The organism is Bacillus sp. FSL K6-1033 (genome assembly GCF_038630765.1).
Lineage (GTDB): Bacteria > Bacillota > Bacilli > Bacillales > Bacillaceae > Bacillus > Bacillus altitudinis.
The window spans coordinates 3389444-3404312 of sequence record NZ_CP152041.1 but is presented as its reverse complement, the minus strand read 5'-3'; the positions used below and the strand labels follow the sequence as shown (position 1 = coordinate 3404312).

Genomic DNA, 14869 nt, shown 5'->3' with positions numbered 1-14869 from the left:
ATGTGAAGGGAGTTATTTTAGCAGGAGGAAAGGGATCACGGCTGGCACCATTAACGAAGATTTTCAACAAACACTTGCTGCCGGTTGGTCCATACCCGATGATTTATTGGTCATTATTCAAACTGAAAGAAGCAGGAATTGTAGATGTGATGCTGATTTCACAGGAAGAACAAATTCCGTTGTTTCAAAAGTTACTGGAAGATGATCGTGAACTTGGGATGAATATTGTGTATCAAGTACAGCCAGAAGCGTCTGGTATTTCCGATGGTTTATCCTATGCAGAGCCCTTTGCTCAAGGGGAAAAATTTGTGTTGATGCTTGGTGATAATGTATTTGAAGATTCATTACGCCCTTTTGTCGACGCCTTTAGGCAACAAGAAAGCGGAGCCAAGGTTTTATTGAAAGAGGTGGCAGATCCAAAACGATTTGGCATTGCAGAAATTGATCCTGCTCATCACCGAATTTTATCAATAGAAGAAAAGCCAGAGCACCCGAGGTCATCTTACTGCGTCACGGGCATCTATTTTTATGATCAAGACGTCTTTCAATATATCGAGGAAATCTCGCCGTCAGATCGAGGTGAACTAGAGATTACTGATGTGAATAATCTCTACATCTCAAATAGCCAGCTGACCTATGATATGTTAAAAGGGTGGTGGATTGATGCAGGAACACATGAATCTCTCCACGAAGCATCTACAAAAATGTTTGAAACGATGAAGGAAAAAGAGGGATACGAATGACGAAGTCTTATTTAATTACAGGTGGAGCAGGGTTTATTGGACTGAATTTTGTGAAGCTGCTGCTTCAAGAGTCCGATGTCCGGCTTACCGTATTTGATAAATTAACATATGCCAGTCATCCAGAGGAAATGGAATATTTATCAAAGCTGCCTCATTTCCGTTTTGTCCAAGGAGATATCACGCTGCAAGACGAACTGGATCAAGTATTTGATGAAGCCTATGATGCCATCATTCATTTCGCAGCAGAATCACATGTCGATCGCAGTATTGAGTCAGCAGAACCCTTTATCCAAACAAATGTCCTTGGTACCTATCGTATGCTTGAAGCTGTTTTAAAGGGAAAGGCGAAAAAACTCATTCATATTTCCACAGATGAAGTATATGGAGATTTAGAGCCGGATGATCCTGCTTTCACAGAACAAACACCACTCTCACCGAATAATCCTTATTCAGCAAGCAAGGCAAGTTCAGACTTGCTTGTGAAATCTTATATCCACACCCACCAACTACCCGCCATGATCACAAGATGCAGCAACAACTACGGACCTTATCAGCATGAAGAAAAATTAATCCCAACCATTATTAGAAAAGCGGTCAATGGTGAAAAGATTCCGATTTACGGAGACGGCCAGCAAATCCGGGATTGGCTGTATGTAGAGGATCATGCGAGAGCCGTAAAGCAAGTAGTAGAAAACGGAACAGCCGGTCAGGTGTACAATATTGGCGGCGGCAACGAGAAAACAAATCTTGATTTAACCAAAACCATTCTCACACATCTAGGCATCTCTCATGACCAAATCGCGTTTATTCAAGACCGGAAAGGGCATGACAGGCGGTATGCCATTGATGCCAGTAAGCTAAAAGAAGAGCTTGGCTGGGTGCAGGCAACTTCATTCGAAAAAGGTATCGAAAAAACGATCGATTGGTATCGTGCCAAATATGATCAAAGTGAAGAAGGGTGACCGATGAAAGTTTTAATCACCGGTGCAGGCGGCCAATTAGGGAAAGAATTGACGAAACAGCTGAAAGAAAAAGACATCACAGTCATTGCTTTAACAAGGAGTATGCTGAATATCACAGATCAACAGGCAGTCAGACATGCAATGAGACATTTCCGTCCGGATATTGTTGTCAGTGCGGCTGCTTATACGTCTGTGGATCAATGCGAAACAGAAACGGAAAAAGCCTATCTTGTGAATGGGATTGGCGCCTACTATACAGCGCTTGAAGCTAAAAACGTAGGGGCTGATGTATTACATGTCAGCACAGATTATGTGTTTGATGGGCAAGCGGATACCCCTTACCAAGTTGATGCACAAGCAGATCCGCAAACCATTTATGGAAAGAGTAAAAAACTTGGAGAAGAATTGATTCATCTTGTGTCAGATGAAGTGAAGATCATTCGGACATCGTGGCTTTATGGACATGAGGGACATAACTTTGTGAATACCATTCTTCGGCTGGCTGAAACGAAGGATCATTTGCGCATCGTCAATGATCAGTTAGGGTCTCCTACTTATACAAAGGATACCGCAGAAGCTTTGATTCACTTATTTGACCAGAAAGCAGGTATTTATCATGTCAGTAACCGAGCAAGCTGTTCATGGTTTGACTTTGCGGCAGAAATTGTGGCAGCAAGTGGTCTGTCTACGATAATTGAGCCCATTTCCACTGAAGAGTATGGTTTCCAAACACCTCGGCCCGCCTACTCTGTTTTAGACCTGCAAGCGATTGAAGCGACAGGCTGGAAGCCAAGACATTGGAAGGATGCACTTCACGAATACTTGCAGAAAGAAGGGAGATTCGAGCAGCATGATTGATGGTGTACAAACGAAAAAACTCATGAAACATTGTGATGATCGCGGCTTTTTCGCAGAGCTTATTCGAGATGACGAACCGATGCTGAAGCGATTTGGGCAGGCGTCGTGGTCGAAAAGTTTCCCAGGAGTGATCAAAGCCTTTCATTATCATGAAAAACAAGACGATGTTTGGTTTTTCCCAGCAGGTCATGCACAGGTCGTTTTATACGATTTGAGAGAAGATTCCCCGACAAAGGGTCAAACCGATGTGTATTATATGGGAGAAGATAATCCGATGCTGCTCCTCATCCCAAAGGGAGTTGCCCATGGCTACCGCGTATTAGGGGAGACGCCGCTGCAGATTGTGTATTTTACAACAGAATCGTACGACCCAAAAAAACCAGATGAGAAGAGAATTGCGTGGAATGATGAGGGAATCGGATTTAATTGGGAAACGACATTTAAATAGAGAAGAGAGGCCTTTCGCAGGAGAAAGGTCTTTTTTTGTTGAAATACATTCTGTATGTGTCATTTTATGTATATTGATGAAAAGGGATGTGGATGAGTTTGTCTAAAAGAATTGCATTTGTAACAGGGGCAAGTACAGGCATTGGAAAGGCAATCGCAATAAAACTTGCCGCCCAGAGCGATATGAAGGTGATCATCAACTCTAGAAATATGGCCTCACTTGAACAGACGAAACAGCACATTCAAGATATGATAGAAACAAAGGAACCGCTGTCTCTATTCTGTGGAGATATGTCGCTTGAAGCGGTGAGGTCGGAAGCCTTTGAAGAAATAGAAAAGGAGTTTGGCAGACTCGATGTGCTGATCAATAACATTCCTGGAGGAAAACCAGATACATTTGATTCATGTGAAACTGACCAGATGCTGGCTGCTTTCTCCCAAAAAGCCATCGCCTACGTAGATACAATGAAGCGTGCAGTAGCATTGATGAAAAGACATGAATATGGACGGATCATTCAAATTGTCGGGAACCTGTGGAAGGAACCTGGTGAACAAATGTTTACGAATAGTATGATGAATGCAGCGATTATTAATGCCAGTAAAAATGCAGCCACACAGCTTGCGTCGTCTAGTATTACGGTGAATTGTTTAAATCCTGGTTTTATTGCAACCGATCGGTATGAACAATTTATCGGCAATATGATGACGAAGCAGGGAGTGTCACGAGAGCAGGCTGTACAAGCTGTCGCATCAGGCATCCCAATGCAAAGAGTAGGCTCAGCGAGTGAGATGGCGTCATTGGCAGCTTTTATGGCATCAGAGGAAGCTTCTTATATCACAGGGCAACAAATCTCCGTAGACGGTGGAACGATGAAAAGTATATAAACTGAAAAAAACCCGCTATAGGCGGGTTTTTTGATGAAATTGAATGGGGAGGATGGACAGACGGTCGATAAAGAGAGCAAGCTCTTCAATCGGGGCAACCATTGAAATGCGTACATGACGGCTCCCATTGGCTCCAAATACTCCTCCAGGCGTGACGACAACATCGGCATGTTCGAGTAAATAGTCAGCAAAGGCATGAGAATGTTCAAAGTCATTAGGAATCGGAGCCCATAAATAAAAGGCGCCGGGTGGACGTTTGATTGTCCAGCCAAGCTTTCTCGCCGCTTGCCGGATGAAGAAATTGATTCGTTCAAGGTATACCGCCCTTAATGATTGAATATGACGGTCATCACTTTGCAAGGCAGCAGTCGCTGCATGTTGAAATCCGCCATACATACTGACAAACACGTGGTCTTGGAAGGTGTTGATGGCTTGGATGATCTCCTCATTTCCAACAGCAAAGGCGACTCTCCATCCTGCCATATTAAAAGTCTTTGATAGAGAATATAATTCGACTCCTACACTTTTCCCGAGAGGAGTATTCATGAAGCTCACGGGTGTTTGTTCATAATGTAATGAACCATAGGCGAAATCATGAATAACATACAGTTCGTGAGCGGCCGCAAAGGTAGCAGCCTCTTCAAAGAATGCCTCATTTGCGACAGCACCCGTGGGGTTATTCGGATAATTCAAGAACAGTACTTTTGCTTTTTTGACTACGTCACGATCAATTGAGGAGAGCTCTGGTAAATAACCATTTTTCTCTTCAAGTTTGATACTGTATGGCTTGGCGTCCGCCATCAAAATGCCTGAATGATATTCAGGGTATCCTGGATCGGGAACGAGTGCGATATCTCCTGGATCAAGAAGACACTGACTCATGACATACAGTCCCGTTTTTCCGCCAGTGAAAAGAGCAATTTCCTTCTGCGGATCAATCTCAGCACCGAATTCCGATCTATAAAAATCTGCAATGGCTTGTTTGAAAAAGTCAAAGCCTCTAAAAGGGGCATATTGTTGAAATGGCAAAACACCCGCTGACTCCTGTAGGGCACTCACGATATGGGCAGGAGTTGGTAGATCAGGGTTTCCCTGACCTAGATTCATGATGTTTGCTCCGTTTTTTGTCTTTTGAGCAATTTTTTCAAAGACGGTGCCGAATTTCTGTTCAGGCAGCCGTTCAATCATTTTAGATGCTAACATTTTCACCACAGCAGCCTCTCTTTCTATCCCTTCACTAATTCATCCATTAACTGAATCGTTGCCTGTGTCTGAATGTTGCGGATGGACGCGGCAACGTCTTGTGAGGATGATCCTTTTAATTCAAGAGATACGATTCCATTAAAAGCTTCAAATAAAGCAAGATCCACCATAGTCCCTTTGGCAGGGAATGATTGACTGACAATCGCAGTATCTCCAACGAATGCCTCCTCTGGAATAGACACATGATCAATGGTGATATGTGTGGCTTCAGGTGGGATAAGCCCACTCTCTTTAAAATGCTGAGGGTACAGGTGGCAGTCCGCTACATAAAATGTATGTCCAGAAAGCAGCTGTTTTGGCAGTACAGCCTTTTTACCATCAACTAATACATCAATCAATAGCTTGGCCATATCGACGCCAAAGACCTTTTTAATATTCGGGATCATATTCCAGCCAGCGAATCGAGCCGCTGATTCGATCAGTCCAGTTTCTCGATTTTTCATGAGTTTGATTTCTGTATGGGTTGCACAATGTTCAAGACCTAGTCCTTCATTTGCCTTTCTTGCTGCTTCAATGATGATTTGCTTTGCTTCATTGTCTAAGATCGTCGGAGTGATATGAGCCGTTTCTGTAAAACCGATTTGAGGGGTTTTATCATGTATGACAAAAGGGAGATATTCGCCCTCTACGACCAGCCCTTCTACACTGACATAATCAGCATATCCTTCATCTTCATACCAATCTTCGTAAGCACCCTCTAAATACGTTTCAGCGACAAACGGTGCTTCATACGTGACAGCGTCTGGGACTGGTATGGTTTCCAAATACGATTGTACTTGTAAAAACAGATCATCACTTCCAGCCTTTTCATGAAACAAGGTGACGCCAATAGAACTGGCTAAATATGTAGGCTTTAAAATGAGCGGTGTTCCGATAGACTCAATGGCTTTTTGGAAATCAGATAAAGTCGTGACAGGCTGAGTTTTCACCGCTTTGACGCCAGAGGCGTTGAATGCAGCCCTCATTTGGCTTTTATCACGCGCCATTTCGGCTGCCTTGACACCGGCACCTCGCAGACCAAGACGTTCAGCGGCCTTTGCCATCGGTGCAATGAATAATTCATTATTGGTGGTGATTGCATCTGCTTTGAAAAAGGAAGCCACTCGAATGAAGTCTTCCACAACTTCTTCTTCTGATTTTGGATAATCATCATGTGCCCAGTAAATAGAATCAGGGTGTTCAAAAGAAGGGTGTGTATCAAAATAATCACGGTCTTTGATGACGGCAATGGAGTATTTTTCGATTAGCTCGGCATGTCCCTTTGTAATCGCAAAGGGTCTCGGGATATAAGAAACGATATGATACGATGCCGCCACGCTTTCATAAAACATATGGGGCGGGCACCCACCTAGATCAGCAATGACAAGTACAGTTTTTTTACTCAATGAAAGCACTCCTTTTTATCTAGCGGTGTAACCTCCGTCTGCTGTGACGACACTTCCAGTCATATAGCTGGATAGATCAGAGGCGAGAAAGAGCATCACGCCAGCAATTTCTTCAGGTTTTCCAAGCCGCAGCATAGGGTTCACCTTTGCCTTTTCCTTTTTGACGATCTCGAGACTTTCTGTGTGGTTGTCTAAAAAGGACTTCTCGTTTAATGGTGTATCAATGATGCCAGGGGCAATACAATTCACCCTGATTTGATGAGCGGCATAGTCAATGGCCATTGATTTGGTGAGCTGAATGACACCGCCTTTTGTTGCATTGTATGCCGGAATGTCAGGCCAGCCCACAAGACCTCCGACAGATCCGGTATTGATAATACTTCCACTCTTCTTTTCAAGCATATGCGGCAATGTATGCTTACTCATGAGAAAGACGCCGGTCAGGTTGACCTGAAGAATACGATGCCAATCCTCCAGTGCCATCTCATGAATAGGTGAGACAATTTCGATGCCTGCATTGTTAATGAGGACATCAATGGCACCGAATCGGCTCAGCACGCTCTGAACGGTTTGGTGACAGTCAGACTCTTTCGTAATATCTGTTTTAAAAAATGCAAGGTGCTCATGCGGCAATGATTCAATTAGTTGGTTGCCGCTGCTTTCATTGATGTCAGCGACAGCTACTTTTGCTCCATGCTCGAGGAAGAGCTTGACAGCAGCAAGCCCAATCCCCGACGCACCCCCTGTAATGAGGACAACTTTTCCATCCAGCTTCATTTCTTCACCTTAGATGCCTTTGGTTTTAAGCGATTATAGCGAGGAGGGAAGAAGAGATTAATAGACTTTGATGCTTCTGGCTTTGGGTTGATGGCCCCATGATCTTCCCGTGGATCACAGAAATAGGTGGTGCCAAATTCCATCTTTTCTGTAAAGCCTTCGATTGTCATATCATACCCTCCACTGATGCAAATGCCGATTTGTTCATTTCTATGTTTATGAAAAGGCATTTCTCCACCGTTTCCAGGGATATTGGCAATCATCAGCTCCATCCAATCCTCCACAAAAAAAGTCACTTCCATGCCAGGGAGTAAATCCCGTGTTTTGAAAATGTCTAAGAAATAAGTGGGGGGAGCTGTATATTCTTCGTCATCCTTTAATCTCTTAATATCAATGGCGATCACTTCTTCATCTGTCAGATTTGAAGCGCCGTGAGGGACAAACGGTGGTGCGATATAGGCTGATTCTAATGGGGTGAGCAGTTGAGTCGATTGGCCGACAGTCATTTGAAGCTCGCCCTTTAACACAATACCGATTTGTGCTTCGGGATGTTCGTGAGGTTCAATAATCGTGCGGGGAGGGACGTATGAAATTAACACTTCCGTACCGCCTCTTACAGTGGAATATTGGATAACGCCATTATCCCATTCTAATTTTTTCGCTTGAGGAAAATACCGTTCTTGCGTCTTTTGTTCAGTTTGCATCTTATATCTCTCCTTTTCCGAATATGGACCAGCTCATGGGTATACTTTTAAACGTTCGAATGAAGATGAGACCATATGTGGCTCTTGCCACCTCATTCGTTAAAGCAAAATCAAATTCGCCGTCCCTTACTTTCTGCGCGGCAGTACTTGTAGAATTAACAAGTTCAAATTCAGCATTTTGGTGAATGAAATATTGAATTAAATTGACAGGTGCAGGATGTGAGACAATTTTTAAATGGTGGAGCATTTGTTCATTGAATGGGAAATCAGGTCTGACAGCCAAACCATACATGGGCGTGTCACATCTGAAAATTTGTAAAAGCTGTAGATCTGGTCTCATGTAGAAGTGTTTGATGCCTTCATATGCGTGTGGGACGAGAGTAAATTGAAGTGGTTGAGAGAGAGTATGTTCAATGCAAGTTTCGAATGTGTCATAAAGGGATAGTTTCGTATGAGTACCGAGTGTAGTGGTGGATTGAGAGATGAAATGTTTTGCTGCGTATTCACTGCTTGTCCCCTTAGGGCCTAGAGTGTTGACTGTAAACATCTTAGGTGAAGGGCTTGGCTCTTCTTTGAAATGAAACACATCATCATTCTTTAGGATCATGTTTACCATCCAATCTTTTTCAAATTTTTACTAGATTATAAAATTTAAAATTGGTAATTGTCAACAAATTTTATAAAAAATGTAATATATGATGATATTAAAAATTGATCTAAAAAACTGCACATATCGAGATGTGCAGTGAAATGTGCTTACGTTTCAAGAGTAGTTGGCTGTTTTTTCTGTAAGGCACGTTCTCGTTTATAGCTGCCAAAGCTGATGATGAAACCAACAAGTGTGATCAATGCACAGACAAGACCTACCGTATGATATCCGAAATGGACATAAACGGGTCCCATCAGTGCGGAACCGAGCATAACAGCAAAGTTGGAGGCCAGGCTATAAAAAGCCATCACTTTCCCGCGATGGGTTTGAGAGCAGTCGCTTAGAACCGTGCTTAGAAGCGTGACAGATAAGCTTTGCATAGCACCCCAAATAAATAGGGCGAAAATCAGCAACATCCACGAGAATGGCGCATAAGGAAGCAAGGCTAGAACAAGCGCAATTCCACCCAGCACGAAGACAAGGGAACGGGTTTTACCGAACCAGTCTGCTAATTTTCCAGTAAACATACTCATAGAAAAGCCGACGCCATAAGCCATAATAAGAAGTCCAGCTGTTGATTGTCCGCCATCAAACAGACTTTGCAAATAAGCACCTAAAAACGAGTACATGCCGTAAAATCCAAGCATATTGCAAAACGTCACAGTCAAATAGGCAGGCACACGATCAATTTTCAAAGCCCCCCATAAAGAGCCTGTTTTCTCTCTAGCTTGAGGTGCCTTCGGATCAGCTGCTCTGACTTGTTTTCTTGATTCAAGGATGACGAGCAGCAGGACAATGAGACTCATCATAGCGAAAATCCAAAACGTCCAGCGCCAGTTTAAACTCTGGCCGATAAAGGCGCCAATGGGCACACCAAGGACAAGAGAAAGAGACCAGCTTGATACAATGAGTCCCATCACTTTGCCGCGATATTCGTATGGAACCCGGTCGCCCACAAGAGCATAGGCTGTTGGCACAAATACACCAGTTGCCAGCCCAGAAATAGCACGGCCTGCAAAAAACACGGCCAAATTTGGAGCAGCAGCACACATCACTGTTCCAATCAAAAAGAAAGACAGCCCAATTATCAAACACAGCTCTCTTGAATATCGGTCCCCTAAAGGAACGAGCAGCGGAGCTCCAACCAGCACAGCTAACCCATAAATGCTGATGGAAAGAGCGAGAACATCAAGAGAGTGCTGAAAGGAGTTTGATAAATCAGGCAGCAGTGGTGAAATCACCAGTTCCTCCGATCCCGCCGCAAAAACGCCAAGTGTGAGTGCAATGGCAAGTGTGATGGGAAATGTTTTAGAAGCCTGGCTGTCTAAAGATTCTTTCATCAAGTGATCCCTCCATACTTGCTTTTTCATTCAATTCCGTTAAAATAAATTCTACCATTATTTAGTTTTATTTTACATTTCGTATCATAAGTATCATCATAAAATACTTTTCAAATGGAACGATTTTGGGATAGGAGCGTAACGAATGAAAATCACCGATGTGGATGTGCATATTTTAAACGAATTGAGAGAAGATGCCCGCTTATCAATGAGGGAATTGTCCAAACGAGTGAATTTATCAGCACCTGCGGTAGCAGAAAGAGTGCGAAAACTAGAGGATGCAGGGATTATCGAAGGGTATTCTGTTCAAGTCAATTATAAAAAGTTGGGTCTGATGATAGACTGTTTACTGGAAGTCACCGTATTAAATGGGGAGTATCAGCGTTTTGTGACATTTATGAACCAGCATCCACGTGCGTTCTTTGCTTATCGAGTGGCAGGACAGTCCTGTTTTTTCATTAAGCTGTCTGTTTCTTCTCTTGAAGAAATTGAAGCGTTTATTCAAGATGTTTCTGGTTTTACAAAAACGGTCTCCCATATTGTATTGTCAGAGCACTCTTTTTCTCATCCCATTCAGGAACGTGTGAAACAAATAGAAGAGCCAGAAATGACCGTGGTGAAATAGAAAAAGGACCTGCCCTCAGGTCCTTTTGATTCGTTTATCTGACTGATAGCTCATGATCGTAATGATCAATCCAATGAATGTTACACCTGCCGCAAAGAGCGGGACAAGCTGTAAATGTGTGATTTCGATAGCAAGACCGCCAAGCGCTGCACCGCCGGCATTTCCAATATTAAAGGCAGAATGACTGAGCGTTGATGCGAGTGTCGGGGCTTCATGTGCCATGTTCATCGTGCGGTATTGCAAGGTAGGAACGAGAATAAATGAAATGATTCCCCAAACAAAAATCGTCAGCACGGCAGGCACTTTAAAAGCAGATGTATATGTGAATAACAACAGGACAGCCATCAGCAAGATCAATGTGACGATAATACTCGGCATCAGCTTCCAGTCGGCAAGCTTTCCGCCGACTAAATTCCCAATGGTGACCCCAAGCCCAAAGAGGACAAGAATGAGGGTGACCCCGTTTTCCTGAAAGCCAGTCACTTGCAGCAGGATCGGGCTGATATACGTAAAGGCGGTAAACACACCCGCAAAACCGAATATCGTCATCGCAAAGGAGACGAGGACCTGCGGCTTTTTCAACACCGATATTTCATTTCGAATATCTAATACTTCTTCTTTCGATTGATTGGGTACTAAACTGATAATACCGATTAAGGAAATGAGACCAATGACAGCAATAACGAGAAATGACATGCGCCAGCCGAATTGATTTCCGATAAAGGTGCCAAATGGCACACCCAGTACATTGGCTACTGTCAGTCCTGTAAACATGAAGCTGATCGCACTTGCGCTTCGCTCCTTAGGAACAAGCCGTGCAGCCATAATGGCGCCGACACCAAAGAAGGTACCATGGGCAAATGACGTTAAAATACGTGCAGCCATCAAGAGACCATAAGAAGACGATACAGCTGCGACAGCATTTCCTGCTACGAAAAGAATCATTAATAGAATGAGGAGACGTTTTCTCGACATTTTTCCAGTTGATAACGTTAAAATAGGGCCGCCAACTGCGACACCGAGTGCATATCCGGTAATCAGCTGACCTGAAGCAGAAATAGATACATGAAGATCATTTGCGACATTTGGCAAAAGTCCCATGATCACAAATTCAGTCATGCCAATCGAAAACGCACCGAGCGTTAACGCAAAAATAGCGATGGGGAAGTTTTTCATGATGAGATCACCTTTCTAAACAAATACATAAAAAGGCTTCGGAGAGATCCGAAGCCTTAAGAGTTTATCATACATGGAAATAAGACGCTAGCTGCTCGTTTGCTAATCGGTTTCCAACAAAGAAGGAACCAAATTCGCCGTAACGTGCACTTACTTCATCAAATCGCATTTCGTAAACCAATTTTTTAAATTGAAGCACATCATCAGAGAAAAGAGTGACGCCCCACTCATAATCATCAAAGCCAACAGAACCTGTAATGATCTGTTTTACTTTCCCAGCATAGCTTCTGCCAATTAAACCATGGCTTCTCATAAGGGATTTACGTTCATCCATTGAAAGCATGTACCAGTTGTCATTGCCAGAACGTCTTTTATCCATTGGATAGAAACAGACATATTGAGAAGAAGGAAGCTCTGGATAGAGGCGCGCACGTACATGCGGGTTCTCGTAAGGGTCTCCGCCATCTCCGCCTCCTGCCAAGTAGTTGCTGAGTTCAACAACTGACACGTAAGAATAAGCTGGAATCGTAAACTCTGCTAGTCGTGTCTTGTTAAATTCAAGTTCAATTTCACCCAGTTCTTCCATGGTCGGACGTAAAATCATGAGCATAATATCTGCTTTTTGGCCGACAATACTATAGATTGTTTGGCTTCCAGCCTGATTGTGCTCGGCTGTTTTCCATTTTTCTAATAGACCTGTGAACTCATGAATGATGGCTTGACGCTCATCGCTTGTCAGCAGCTTCCAAGCGGTCCAGTCGATCGTTCTAAAATCATGCAGTGCATACCAGCCATCTAGTGTTTGAGCTGCTTCATTTGTAGTATGTTGTTCGCTCATTTCTTTCACTCCTATTTACAGTTTTCCATCTGTTCCAACTATAACATAGTTTGTCCAAATGAAGATGTGATCAAAACTTGAACGACGAAAACGCTTTTCTAGAAATTGATTTAATTAGTTTGAAAAATAAGAATTTAAATTGTAAGCGCTATAATGTAAGTTGGTAGTTTGAATTTATGTAGAAGAAGAGTATGCTTAAAAGAGAACGCTTTTTTTGTAAAATCAAGGAGGGTATTGAAGTGGCAGATATTTTTTCAACAGTTCAGGAAAAGGTTGCAGGTAAAGGAGTTAAGATCGTTTTTCCTGAGGGAATGGACGAACGCATTCTAACAGCCGTTCAAAAACTAGCAGATGGCAAAGTATTGCAGCCAATTGTTGTAGGTAAGAAAGAAGAAGTAGAAGCAAAAGCAAAAGAATTAGGTCTTACACTTGATGGTGTTGACGTGTATGATCCTCATACATATGAAGGTTTTGAAGATCTTGTACAAGCTTTCGTCGAAAGACGTAAAGGCAAAGCGACAGAAGAGCAAGCGAGAAAAGCATTACTGGATGAAAACTACTTTGGTACAATGCTTGTGTATAAAGGTCTTGCAGACGGCCTTGTAAGCGGAGCAGCACACTCAACTGCTGATACAGTGCGCCCAGCACTTCAAATCATTAAAACAAAAGAAGGCGTAAAGAAAACTTCTGGCGTCTTCATTATGGCTCGCGGCGAAGAGCAATATGTGTTTGCTGATTGTGCGATCAACGTTGCACCAGACAGCCAAGATCTTGCTGAAATTGCGATCGAAAGTGCAAACACAGCAAAAATGTTTGACATCGAACCACGTGTAGCAATGCTTAGCTTCTCTACAAAAGGTTCAGCAAAATCAGACGAAACAGACAAAGTATCTGAAGCGGTTCGCATTGCTAAAGAAAAAGCACCTGAGCTTGTTCTTGATGGAGAGTTTCAATTCGATGCAGCTTTCGTTCCTTCAGTGGCAGCGAAAAAAGCACCAGATTCCGTCATCAAAGGCGATGCTAGCGTATTTGTTTTCCCTAGCCTTGAAGCTGGAAACATTGGCTACAAAATTGCCCAGCGCTTAGGTAACTTTGAAGCTGTAGGTCCAATCCTACAAGGTCTAAATCAGCCAGTAAACGATCTTTCAAGAGGCTGTAATGCCGAAGACGTTTACAATCTTGCGCTTATTACAGCAGCTCAAGCACTATAAAATAGCATCTCGACTAGAGCAGTCAGTACGATAGATTCGTGCTGGCTGTTTTTTTATTTTGTCCAAATGTGTACAATAAAGAGTGAAAAGAAAACACGAATCGTAGATAAAGCCGATAGGATAGGCAGGTGCTATAATGGAGGATTTAATATATAAACTTCAGCATAAGGTCGCATTTTTAACCGATGCGCAGAGGAGAATTGCAGATTATATCGTACAAAATCCAATGGAAGTCGCTTTTTTAACTGTCGATAAATTGGCGTCAAAAGTCGGGACGAGTACAGCAACGATCATGCGATTCTCTGCTGCTGTGGGGTATTCCGGTTTTTCTGAGTTCCAAAAAGAGCTTCAATCAGCTATGAAGCATAAAGCCGACCCTCAAACGAGACTTGAAGCGAATCTCAAGCATTCAAATAAGAATAAGCTCCTGCATGACCATGTAGAACTGCAATTTCAAAATATCCAGTACGCACTGGACAATATCACGGAAGAAACCTTTCAGCAGATTGTTGGGAAAATAGCCAGCGCACGCCACGTTTTGTGTACAAGTGTTCGAAGTGGAAGACCTGTTGGTGAGTATCTGTCACTCGGAATCAATCGGTTATTGGGGAATTGCCAATACATTGATGCAGACAAAAGCGACTGGGTGGATGATCTCGTTCATTTTCATTCTGATGATTTCATTATAGCTGTCAGCTATCCGCGCTATGCAAAGCGTATGAAAGATTTGATGGAAGCAGCGAAGTCTTATGGGGTGGAAGTGCTTTTAATCACAGACAGTTACAGCTCGCCATTAACCAAATATGCACAATATGTATTACCATGTTCCTCAGCAAGTGTCGGCTCCCATAACTCTGTCGTATCTGCTATCTTTATCGTCGATTACATTTTAAGTGCCTTAGCGATGAATGATCCTGAAAGAACAAAACCACGTTTAGATCAAATCAATCATATGTTAACGAAAATGAGTTACCACACAACACATTAGTCGTGTGGAACTCATTTT

The 14869-nt window shown here is 42.9% G+C and carries 16 protein-coding genes; 8 read left to right on the top strand and 8 right to left on the bottom strand.

Annotation, left to right across the window (positions count from 1 at the left end; genetic code table 11):
- The first annotated feature begins 2 nt into the window (after positions 1 to 2).
- From MHH31_RS17500 to MHH31_RS17480, 5 genes are all read left to right on the top strand, one after another.
- Positions 3 to 743 carry a sugar phosphate nucleotidyltransferase gene (locus MHH31_RS17500; RefSeq protein ID WP_178929765.1) on the top strand — a complete coding sequence of 247 codons (741 nt, stop codon included), beginning with the start codon at positions 3 to 5 and terminating at the stop codon, positions 741 to 743.
- Positions 740 to 1705: a dTDP-glucose 4,6-dehydratase gene (rfbB, locus tag MHH31_RS17495; protein ID WP_024719470.1), complete on the top strand. Its 966-nt coding sequence runs from the start codon at positions 740 to 742 to the stop codon at positions 1703 to 1705. The genes MHH31_RS17500 and rfbB overlap by 4 nt, the downstream gene beginning before the upstream one ends.
- Positions 1706 to 1708: 3 nt before the next feature.
- Positions 1709 to 2563: a dTDP-4-dehydrorhamnose reductase gene (rfbD, locus tag MHH31_RS17490; RefSeq protein WP_135009562.1), complete on the top strand. Its 855-nt coding sequence runs from the start codon at positions 1709 to 1711 to the stop codon at positions 2561 to 2563.
- Complete coding sequence (locus tag MHH31_RS17485) at positions 2556 to 3011, top strand: dTDP-4-dehydrorhamnose 3,5-epimerase family protein (RefSeq protein ID WP_301232149.1); 456 nt, start codon at positions 2556 to 2558, stop codon at positions 3009 to 3011. Before rfbD ends, MHH31_RS17485 begins: the two co-directional genes overlap by 8 nt.
- Before the next feature lie 92 nt (positions 3012 to 3103).
- Positions 3104 to 3895: an SDR family oxidoreductase gene (locus MHH31_RS17480; RefSeq protein ID WP_342495035.1), complete on the top strand. Its 792-nt coding sequence runs from the start codon at positions 3104 to 3106 to the stop codon at positions 3893 to 3895.
- A 15-nt stretch (positions 3896 to 3910) separates the two neighbouring features.
- Here MHH31_RS17480 and MHH31_RS17475 read toward each other — a convergent pair whose 3' ends face one another.
- The 6 genes from MHH31_RS17475 to MHH31_RS17450 form a co-directional block, all read right to left on the bottom strand.
- Positions 3911 to 5107, bottom strand: coding sequence for an aminotransferase class I/II-fold pyridoxal phosphate-dependent enzyme (locus MHH31_RS17475; RefSeq protein ID WP_342495034.1), 1197 nt, complete (start codon positions 5105 to 5107; stop codon positions 3911 to 3913).
- Between the two features lie 14 nt (positions 5108 to 5121).
- Positions 5122 to 6543, bottom strand: a complete 1422-nt coding sequence (locus MHH31_RS17470; protein ID WP_342495033.1) for an ATP-grasp domain-containing protein — start codon at positions 6541 to 6543, stop codon at positions 5122 to 5124.
- Between the two features lie 15 nt (positions 6544 to 6558).
- Positions 6559 to 7320, bottom strand: a complete 762-nt coding sequence (locus MHH31_RS17465) for an SDR family NAD(P)-dependent oxidoreductase (RefSeq protein WP_008343608.1) — start codon at positions 7318 to 7320, stop codon at positions 6559 to 6561.
- Entirely contained in the window at positions 7317 to 8024 is a 708-nt protein-coding gene (locus tag MHH31_RS17460) for a cupin domain-containing protein (RefSeq protein WP_017368257.1), read from the bottom strand. Before MHH31_RS17460 ends, MHH31_RS17465 begins: the two co-directional genes overlap by 4 nt.
- Position 8025: 1 nt before the next feature.
- The gene (locus tag MHH31_RS17455) at positions 8026 to 8631 is read right to left on the bottom strand and encodes a bacilysin biosynthesis protein BacA (protein WP_024719463.1); all 606 of its coding nucleotides are present in this window, start codon (positions 8629 to 8631) and stop codon (positions 8026 to 8028) included.
- A gap of 149 nt (positions 8632 to 8780) precedes the next feature.
- Positions 8781 to 10013, bottom strand: coding sequence for an MFS transporter (locus MHH31_RS17450; protein ID WP_342495032.1), 1233 nt, complete (start codon positions 10011 to 10013; stop codon positions 8781 to 8783).
- Positions 10014 to 10158: 145 nt separating this feature from the next.
- Here MHH31_RS17450 and MHH31_RS17445 point away from each other — a divergent pair, with 145 nt between their 5' ends.
- On the top strand, positions 10159 to 10638 hold the full coding sequence (locus MHH31_RS17445; protein WP_056408380.1) for an Lrp/AsnC family transcriptional regulator: 480 nt from the start codon (positions 10159 to 10161) through the stop codon (positions 10636 to 10638).
- A 15-nt stretch (positions 10639 to 10653) separates the two neighbouring features.
- On the opposite strand, the gene MHH31_RS17440 is transcribed toward MHH31_RS17445, so the two are convergent.
- Together MHH31_RS17440 and hemQ are read right to left on the bottom strand one after the other, a co-directional pair.
- Positions 10654 to 11814 carry an MFS transporter gene (locus MHH31_RS17440; RefSeq protein WP_135009568.1) on the bottom strand — a complete coding sequence of 387 codons (1161 nt, stop codon included), beginning with the start codon at positions 11812 to 11814 and terminating at the stop codon, positions 10654 to 10656.
- Positions 11815 to 11881: 67 nt separating this feature from the next.
- Entirely contained in the window at positions 11882 to 12652 is a 771-nt protein-coding gene (gene hemQ / locus MHH31_RS17435; RefSeq protein WP_024719459.1) for a hydrogen peroxide-dependent heme synthase, read from the bottom strand.
- Between the two features lie 239 nt (positions 12653 to 12891).
- Between hemQ and pta the strand changes: the two genes are divergently transcribed.
- Together pta and MHH31_RS17425 are read left to right on the top strand one after the other, a co-directional pair.
- On the top strand, positions 12892 to 13863 hold the full coding sequence (gene pta, locus MHH31_RS17430) for a phosphate acetyltransferase (RefSeq protein WP_342495031.1): 972 nt from the start codon (positions 12892 to 12894) through the stop codon (positions 13861 to 13863).
- A gap of 136 nt (positions 13864 to 13999) precedes the next feature.
- On the top strand, positions 14000 to 14851 hold the full coding sequence (locus MHH31_RS17425) for a MurR/RpiR family transcriptional regulator (RefSeq protein WP_256688798.1): 852 nt from the start codon (positions 14000 to 14002) through the stop codon (positions 14849 to 14851).
- Positions 14852 to 14869 lie beyond the last annotated feature (18 nt).

Bases quoted from the DNA above. Each gene is read 5' to 3' on its own strand.
- rfbB (WP_024719470.1), top strand. From the start codon at position 740: ATGACGAAGTCTTATTTAATTACAGGTGGAGCAGGGTTTATTGGACTG.
- rfbD (WP_135009562.1), top strand. From the start codon at position 1,709: ATGAAAGTTTTAATCACCGGTGCAGGCGGCCAATTAGGGAAAGAATTG.
- MHH31_RS17485 (WP_301232149.1), top strand. From the start codon at position 2,556: ATGATTGATGGTGTACAAACGAAAAAACTCATGAAACATTGTGATGAT.
- MHH31_RS17480 (WP_342495035.1), top strand. From the start codon at position 3,104: ATGAGTTTGTCTAAAAGAATTGCATTTGTAACAGGGGCAAGTACAGGC.
- MHH31_RS17465 (WP_008343608.1), bottom strand. From the start codon at position 7,320: ATGAAGCTGGATGGAAAAGTTGTCCTCATTACAGGGGGTGCGTCGGGG.
- MHH31_RS17460 (WP_017368257.1), bottom strand. From the start codon at position 8,024: ATGCAAACTGAACAAAAGACGCAAGAACGGTATTTTCCTCAAGCGAAA.
- MHH31_RS17455 (WP_024719463.1), bottom strand. From the start codon at position 8,631: ATGATCCTAAAGAATGATGATGTGTTTCATTTCAAAGAAGAGCCAAGC.
- MHH31_RS17450 (WP_342495032.1), bottom strand. From the start codon at position 10,013: ATGAAAGAATCTTTAGACAGCCAGGCTTCTAAAACATTTCCCATCACA.
- MHH31_RS17445 (WP_056408380.1), top strand. From the start codon at position 10,159: ATGAAAATCACCGATGTGGATGTGCATATTTTAAACGAATTGAGAGAA.
- MHH31_RS17440 (WP_135009568.1), bottom strand. From the start codon at position 11,814: ATGAAAAACTTCCCCATCGCTATTTTTGCGTTAACGCTCGGTGCGTTT.
- hemQ (WP_024719459.1), bottom strand. From the start codon at position 12,652: ATGAGCGAACAACATACTACAAATGAAGCAGCTCAAACACTAGATGGC.
- MHH31_RS17425 (WP_256688798.1), top strand. From the start codon at position 14,000: ATGGAGGATTTAATATATAAACTTCAGCATAAGGTCGCATTTTTAACC.